This window comes from Pseudomonas syringae (assembly GCF_021605415.1).
GTDB classification, from domain to species: domain Bacteria; phylum Pseudomonadota; class Gammaproteobacteria; order Pseudomonadales; family Pseudomonadaceae; genus Aquipseudomonas; species Aquipseudomonas syringae_S.
Genome location: NZ_WKEQ01000012.1, coordinates 140,555 through 147,610, shown reverse-complemented (window position 1 = coordinate 147,610; position 7,056 = coordinate 140,555). Strand labels below are relative to the sequence as shown.

Annotated in this window: 6 protein-coding genes and 1 riboswitch; of the genes, 4 read left to right on the top strand and 2 right to left on the bottom strand. The window is 59.5% G+C overall.

Annotated features, from left to right (window positions below):
- Positions 1 to 134: 134 nt before the first annotated feature.
- A complete protein-coding gene (locus tag GIW69_RS11450; protein ID WP_496570911.1) occupies positions 135 to 542 on the bottom strand; it encodes an acyl-CoA thioesterase in 408 nt (135 codons plus the stop codon).
- Positions 543 to 736: 194 nt separating this feature from the next.
- A riboswitch (S-adenosyl-L-homocysteine riboswitch) is annotated at positions 737 to 837 on the top strand.
- Between the two features lie 23 nt (positions 838 to 860).
- Here GIW69_RS11450 and ahcY point away from each other — a divergent pair.
- The 4 genes from ahcY to rhlE2 all read left to right on the top strand — a co-directional run bounded on the left by ahcY (position 861) and on the right by rhlE2 (position 6,384).
- Positions 861 to 2,270 (top strand): adenosylhomocysteinase, encoded by a 1,410-nt coding sequence (gene ahcY / locus GIW69_RS11445; protein ID WP_236482583.1) that lies wholly within the window; start codon positions 861 to 863, stop codon positions 2,268 to 2,270.
- 185 nt (positions 2,271 to 2,455) lie between these two features.
- Positions 2,456 to 3,301 carry a methylenetetrahydrofolate reductase [NAD(P)H] gene (gene metF, locus GIW69_RS11440; RefSeq protein ID WP_236482581.1) on the top strand — a complete coding sequence of 282 codons (846 nt, stop codon included), beginning with the start codon at positions 2,456 to 2,458 and terminating at the stop codon, positions 3,299 to 3,301.
- 182 nt (positions 3,302 to 3,483) lie between these two features.
- Entirely contained in the window at positions 3,484 to 4,296 is an 813-nt protein-coding gene (locus GIW69_RS11435; protein ID WP_236482579.1) for a transporter substrate-binding domain-containing protein, read from the top strand.
- A gap of 222 nt (positions 4,297 to 4,518) precedes the next feature.
- Positions 4,519 to 6,384, top strand: coding sequence for an RNA helicase RhlE2 (rhlE2, locus tag GIW69_RS11430; protein ID WP_236482577.1), 1,866 nt, complete (start codon positions 4,519 to 4,521; stop codon positions 6,382 to 6,384).
- A 69-nt stretch (positions 6,385 to 6,453) separates the two neighbouring features.
- Here rhlE2 and GIW69_RS11425 read toward each other — a convergent pair whose 3' ends face one another.
- Entirely contained in the window at positions 6,454 to 7,032 is a 579-nt protein-coding gene (locus GIW69_RS11425) for a YceI family protein (RefSeq protein ID WP_236482575.1), read from the bottom strand.
- Positions 7,033 to 7,056: the final 24 nt, after the last annotated feature.

Sequence of the window (7,056 nt, the reverse complement as noted above, 5' to 3'; positions counted from 1 at the left end):
CCTAAGCAGATCATCTGTGCAGCGATGCGCAAACTGCTGCACTTCGTATACGGAGTGCTCAAATCGGGTCAACCATATGACCCAAATCTTGCAGTTGCGCGGTGAGATTTAAGACGGTATCTACAGGGCTCGCATTACTCGCTGTCGATGGCGTCTTCCTGAAACTGGTCTTTGACGTATTTGATTTCTGTGCGCCCGTGCGGTGCCGGCAGGCCGTCTTCACCCAGATTGACGAAGACCATTTTTTCAACCGTCAGGATGCTTTTGCGGGTGATCTTGTTGCGCACCTCGCAGGTCAGGGTGATCGAGGTGCGGCCGAACTCGGTGGCGGTGATACCCAGTTCGATGATGTCGCCCTGGCGCGAGGCGCTGACGAAGTTGATTTCGGAAATGTACTTGGTGACCACGCGCTGGTTGCCCAACTGAACGATGGCGTAGATCGCCGCTTCCTCGTCGATCCAGCGCAGGAGGCTGCCGCCGAACAGCGTGCCGTTAGGGTTGAGGTCTTCGGGTTTTACCCATTTGCGGGTGTGGAAATTCATGGGGGACGGACTCCGAGGTGTTTGGGCGATAGGTTTACTCCCCCAGCTTCAAGTTTCAAGCGACGAGCTGCAAGTAAAAGCAGTTTCGCTGTTACTTGCCGCTTGTAGCTTGCCACTTGCCACTTGCCACTTGCCGGACAAAGAAAGCTATAATCGCCACCGATTTCGAACGGCTGACTACCGTTTCCCGCCACCTGTCCGAGGGGCGCTGCAGCAGGTTCGACCTGTCAGGCTCGGATGGGGCGTTGCCCGGCCATGTTGCCGGACACTAAACGCACAACGGCGCCCATTCGCATACTTTACGAATGGAGGCTCTTCATGAGCGCTGTTATCACGCCTGCAGATTTTAACGATTACAAAGTCGCCGACATGTCCCTGGCTGCCTGGGGCCGTCGCGAAACCATCATCGCCGAATCCGAAATGCCAGCCCTGATGGGTCTGCGTCGCAAGTACTCCGGCGAACAGCCGTTGAAAGGCGCGAAGATCCTCGGCTGCATCCACATGACCATTCAGACTGCCGTGCTGATCGAAACCCTGGTTGCCCTGGGTGCCGAAGTGCGCTGGTCGTCCTGCAACATTTTCTCGACTCAGGATCAGGCCGCTGCCGCAATCGCCGCTGCCGGTATCCCGGTTTTTGCCTGGAAAGGCGAAACCGAAGAAGAGTACGAATGGTGCCTGGAGCAAACCATCCTGAAAGATGGCGCGCCATGGGATGCCAACATGATCCTCGACGACGGCGGCGACCTGACCGAGTTGCTGCACAAGAAATACCCGGCCGTTCTGGACCGCGTTCACGGCGTGACCGAAGAAACCACCACCGGCGTTCACCGCCTGCTGGACATGCTGGCCAAGGGCGAGCTGAAAATCCCGGCCATCAACGTCAACGACTCGGTGACCAAGTCCAAGAACGACAACAAGTACGGCTGCCGTCACAGCCTGAACGACGCGATCAAGCGCGGCACCGACCACCTGCTGTCCGGCAAGCAAGCGCTGGTCATCGGCTACGGTGACGTGGGCAAGGGCTCGGCCCAGTCCCTGCGTCAGGAAGGCATGATCGTTAAAGTGTCCGAAGTCGACCCGATCTGCGCCATGCAGGCTTGCATGGACGGTTTCGAACTGGTTTCGCCGTTCATCGACGGGATCAACGACGGCTCCGAAGCGAGCATCGACAAAGCACTGCTGGGCAAGATCGACCTGATCGTGACCACCACCGGCAACGTCAATGTTTGCGACTCGAACATGCTCAAAGCCCTGAAGAAGCGCGCCGTTGTCTGCAACATCGGTCACTTCGACAACGAAATCGACACCGCTTTCATGCGCAAGAACTGGGCATGGGAAGAAGTGAAGCCACAGGTACACAAGATCCACCGTACCGGTGCTGGCGCATTCGACGCACAGAACGACGACTACCTGATCCTGCTGGCCGAAGGCCGTCTGGTGAACCTGGGCAACGCCACCGGCCACCCAAGCCGCATCATGGACGGCTCGTTCGCCAACCAGGTACTGGCGCAGATCTTCCTGTTCAACCAGAAGTACGCCGACCTGTCGCCAGCCCAAAAAGCCGAGCGCCTGACCGTTGAAGTACTGCCGAAGAAACTCGATGAAGAAGTGGCCCTGGAAATGGTTCGCGGCTTCGGCGGCGTGGTCACCCAGCTGACCAAGCAACAGGCTGACTACATCGGCGTCACCGTCGAAGGCCCGTTCAAGCCGCACGCTTATCGCTACTAAGAGCAGCTGCAAGCTTTGAGCTTCAAGCTGTAAGTAAGGGCGGTTGGTTTACTTCAGCTTGCGGCTTGACGCTTGCTTCTTCATCGCTAATACGCAGCTGTTGGCTGCAAGCTTCAGGCACAAGACTTCGGCGCCCCGCCCTCTTGCCGCTCGCAGCTTGCAGCTTTCAGCTGGAGGTTCCCTCCATGTCCCAAGACCGTCGCTACAGCTTTGAGTTCTTCCCGACGAAGACCGATGCTGGGCATGAAAAGCTGATGAATGTTGCCCGTCAGTTGGCAACGTACAACCCCGACTTTTTCTCCTGCACCTATGGTGCGGGTGGATCGACCCGTGATCGTACGCTCAACACCGTGTTGCAGCTCGAAAGCGAAGTCAAAGTCCCTGCCGCACCGCATTTGTCCTGCGTCGGCGACAGCAAGGATGACTTGCGCAGCCTGCTGACCGAGTACAAGGCTGCCGGCATCAAGCGCATTGTCGCCCTGCGCGGTGACTTGCCCTCCGGTATGGGCATGACCAGCGGCGAACTGCGTCACGCCAATGAGCTGGTGGAATTCATTCGTGAAGAAACCGCCGATCATTTCCACATCGAAGTGGCCGCTTACCCGGAGATGCATCCGCAAGCGCGCAACTTTGAAGACGATATCGCCAACTTCGTGCGCAAGGCCAAGGCCGGTGCCGACAGCGCGATCACCCAGTACTTCTTCAACGCCGACAGCTATTTTTATTTTGTCGACCGTTTGCAGGCGCTGGGGGTGGATATTCCGGTGGTGCCGGGGATCATGCCGATCACCAACTACAGCAAGCTCGCGCGCTTCTCCGATGCCTGTGGTGCGGAAATTCCGCGCTGGATTCGCAAGCAACTGGAAGCGTTTGGCGATGACAGCCTGAGCATCCAGCGTTTTGGCGAGCAGGTTGTCAGCGAAATGTGCGAGCGCCTCCTGCAAGGCGGCGCGCCGGGGCTGCATTTTTATTCCATGAATCAGGCTGAGCCTAGTCTGGCGATCTGGAATAACTTGAAGTTGCCGCGTTGAATCAGCTGCAAGCCTTTAGCTGAAAGCTTCAAGCAAGATCAAGAGATCGCAGCCTTCGGCAGCTCCTGCAGAGATCGGTGCAGGAGCTGCCGAAGGCTGCGATCTTTTGCTTTTGATGCCCGAAACAGAGCTTGTGCAGGCAGTTTCTGGCTCTTTCGCATTTCTCGTCGTAATCTCAAGCCATGCCTTTGATCCCGCAGTTCTTCATGGTGCTGGTTTTTGCTTGCCTGAGCTTTGCCGCTCAGGGCGAGAAGTTGCGCATTGTCACGGAACCGTGGGCGCCTTACGTCTATGAAGACGGCGGAAAAAACCTCGGGCTCGATTACGAAACCACCGCAATCGTGTTCAAACGCCTGGGCATTGAAGTGGAATGGCAGTTCCTGCCGTGGAAGCGTTGCCTGTCCATGCTTGAAACTGGCCAGGCCGACGGTGCGCTAGACATTTTTCACACCGATGAGCGCGATGCGACGTTGTTGTATCCCAGCGAACCGCTGTCGGATGTCGAGTTCGTGATGTTTTATGCCAACGACCGCCCGCACCCATTCAGCCGGCTCGAAGACCTCAAAGGCCTGACCATCGGCACCTCGCCGGGCTACATGTACAGTCAGGATTTCAGTGAGTCGACGCTGTTTACCCGCGAACCCGCCCCCACACACGAAGCCAACTTCGGCAAACTGGTGCGCGGACGCATTGACCTGTTAATCACCGATCGCCGCGTCGGGCAGCACTTGCTGGATGAACTGAATATCCGCGACCTGATCACTGAAAACCCGGTGGTTATCAGCCGTCAAAGCCAGTTTCTGGCGGTTCGGCGCAATGCCGGCATGGATCTGCTGGTGGCGCGATTCGGTGCAGAACTCAAGCGTTTCAAGCGTGAGCCGGCCTATGCACAGCTGATTGCGCGCTATGGCGCCGACCCTGGCGTGACGCTGCCGATGGGTTCGGCCACCGCCAGCGGGAAAACCGTTGAGCAGCAGGAAAGCGGCGCGCAGTGATTGCTCTGTTATACTCCGGCCTCCCGCCAGGCTCACGCCCGGACGCCCGGAATCGTTACAGGCCTCCCCGCCCCGCTACAGCGCAGCTTTTCAGCCCGCGCGAGCGCTCCGGACGTGCCTTCGAGACCGAAGCAGGACCGGACGGGATTGCGTCCTCTTAAACGCCATTCGCGCCAGGCAAGACTCCCATTGGGCCAAGCCCTAACTAATACAGGATTACTCATGTCCTTTGCTTCCCTCGGTCTCTCCGAGGCTTTAGTCCGCGCCATCGAAGATGCGGGCTATACCGAGCCTACTCCGGTGCAACAGCGGGCCATTCCCGCCGTGTTGCAAGGTCGCGACCTGATGGTCGCGGCACAGACAGGTACTGGTAAAACCGGCGGCTTCGCCCTCCCGATTCTGGAGCGGTTGTTCCCCAACGGTCACCCGGACAAGTCCCAGCGTCACGGCCCGCGTCAACCGCGCGTGCTGGTGCTGACCCCGACCCGCGAACTCGCGGCCCAGGTTCACGAAAGCTTCAAGGTCTACGCCCGTGACCTGAAATTCGTCAGCGCCTGCATTTTCGGCGGCGTTGGCATGAACCCGCAGGTTCAAGCCATGTCCCGTGGCGTCGACGTGCTCGTCGCGTGCCCGGGTCGCTTGCTCGACCTGTGTGGCCAGGGCAGCGTCGATCTGTCCCACGTTGAAATCCTTGTGCTGGACGAAGCCGACCGCATGCTCGACATGGGCTTCGTCCATGACGTGAAGAAAGTCCTCGCCCGCCTCCCGGCCAAGCGTCAGAACCTGCTGTTTTCGGCGACCTTTTCCAAGGACATCACCGATCTGGCCGGCAAACTGCTGCATAACCCGGAACGCATCGAAGTCACGCCGCCGAACACCACGGTGGAGCGCATCGAACAACGCGTTTTCCGCCTGCCGGCCAGCCACAAGCGTGCGCTGCTGGCGCACCTGATCACTGCCGGCGCGTGGGAACAGGTGCTGGTCTTCACCCGCACCAAGCACGGCGCCAACCGTCTGGCCGAGTACCTGGACAAACACGGCCTGCCGGCTGTGGCGATCCACGGTAACAAGAGCCAGAACGCACGCACCAAAGCGTTGGCCGATTTCAAGGCTAATCAGGTGCGCATCCTGGTGGCGACCGACATCGCCGCTCGCGGTCTCGACATCGACCAGTTGCCCCATGTGGTCAACTTCGAACTGCCGAACGTCGATGAAGACTACGTGCACCGTATCGGTCGTACCGGCCGTGCCGGTCGTTCGGGCGAGGCGATTTCGCTGGTCGCGCCGGACGAAGAGAAACTGCTGAAAAGCATCGAACGCATGACCAAGCAGAAAATCGCCGACGGCGACCTGATGGGCTTCGATTCCAGCACCATCGAAGCGGAGAAACCGGAAGCGCGCGAGCGTCCGGACATCCGCAACCCGCGCAATCCTCGCGGCCCACGCGGCGACGGCCCGAATGGCGGCGGCGGAGGCGGTGGTCGTAAAGACAAAGGCAAAGACAAGGGCAAGGAAAAACCGGCCGGTGAACGCGGCGAGCGTCCAGCCCGTCAGCAAAAGCCGCGCGAAGGCACCCCTTCCCGTGAACAGCGTCAGCCAAGCCAGCCGCCACGCGCGGCCGCTGATCGTGCGCCGGACGAGTTCCTCGACGACGATATCGATAACTTCGGTAACCGCGTTGATTACGTGCCGAAGCCAGCGCCTAACGGTGGCCGTGGTCGTCGTCCTGGCGCTCCGGCTCAGGGCGCAGGTGCCGGCGCACCACGCGGCGGTCAGCCGCAAGGTCGCCAGAACGGCCCACGCAACAACAACGGCTCGAGCACAGGCACGCCGCCAGCCAAACGCAACGGCCCGCGCAACGGTGCCCCGCGTGATGGCCAAGGTCGTCGCGACGAGTCGCGCAACCGCCGCCCGGCCCGTGACGATCAGCCAAGCGCTGAACCGGCCGTGCAGAAGCCGCGCAACAATGGCCCGAAGATCATGCACAAGGAGTCGAAAGCCGACCGCTTCCCGACGCCCGAGCAACTGGATCAACTGCCAAGCCGTCCTCGTGGTGAAAAACCAGCCTTGCTGACCCGCAATCGCTGATTTGACGCTGCAATGAAAAATGCCCCGGTTCGCAAGAGCCGGGGCATTTTTTATGAGGCTGGCGAAAAATTACTTCGCTTTCACACCTTCAAACGATACGTACAGCTCCACCGCATCGGATTTCGGCCCCAGGTCTTTCTGCTTGCCGAAGTCGGAACGCTTGATGCTTGTGGTGCCTTCGAAGCCGGCACGGTAGCCGCCCCATGGATCCTTGCCTTCACCCAGGAATGCGGCTTTGACCACAACAGGTTTGGTCACGCCTGCGATGGTCAGATCGCCGGTCACGTCAGCGGTGTTGGCACCGGTGGACTTGACGCTGGTGGACTTGAACGTCGCCGTGGCGAATTTGCTGGCGTTCAGGAAGTCAGCGCTGGCGATGTGCTTGTCGCGTTCGGCGTGGTTGGTGAACACGCTGGCGGTGTTGACGTTGAACTCGATCTTGCTGTCTTCAGGCTTGGCAGCGTCGAAGCTGAACTTGCCATCGATGTCCTTGAAAGTGCCGGTAATGAAGCTGTAGCCCAGGTGGCTGATCTTGAAGTCGACGAAGGCGTGCTGGCCTTCCTTGTCGACCACGTAGTCAGCGGCCATTACGTTGGCGGACAGGACGGCGGAGCCGATTGCCAGAGCGGCCAGAGTCTTTTTCAACATGCTTTGTTTTCCTTTGAGTCGAGG

Excerpts from the sequence above, each read along its gene's own strand:
- GIW69_RS11450 (WP_496570911.1), bottom strand. The coding sequence starts at position 542 with ATGAATTTCCACACCCGCAAATGGGTAAAACCCGAAGACCTCAACCCT.
- ahcY (WP_236482583.1), top strand. The coding sequence starts at position 861 with ATGAGCGCTGTTATCACGCCTGCAGATTTTAACGATTACAAAGTCGCC.
- metF (WP_236482581.1), top strand. The coding sequence starts at position 2,456 with ATGTCCCAAGACCGTCGCTACAGCTTTGAGTTCTTCCCGACGAAGACC.
- GIW69_RS11435 (WP_236482579.1), top strand. The coding sequence starts at position 3,484 with ATGCCTTTGATCCCGCAGTTCTTCATGGTGCTGGTTTTTGCTTGCCTG.
- rhlE2 (WP_236482577.1), top strand. The coding sequence starts at position 4,519 with ATGTCCTTTGCTTCCCTCGGTCTCTCCGAGGCTTTAGTCCGCGCCATC.
- GIW69_RS11425 (WP_236482575.1), bottom strand. The coding sequence starts at position 7,032 with ATGTTGAAAAAGACTCTGGCCGCTCTGGCAATCGGCTCCGCCGTCCTG.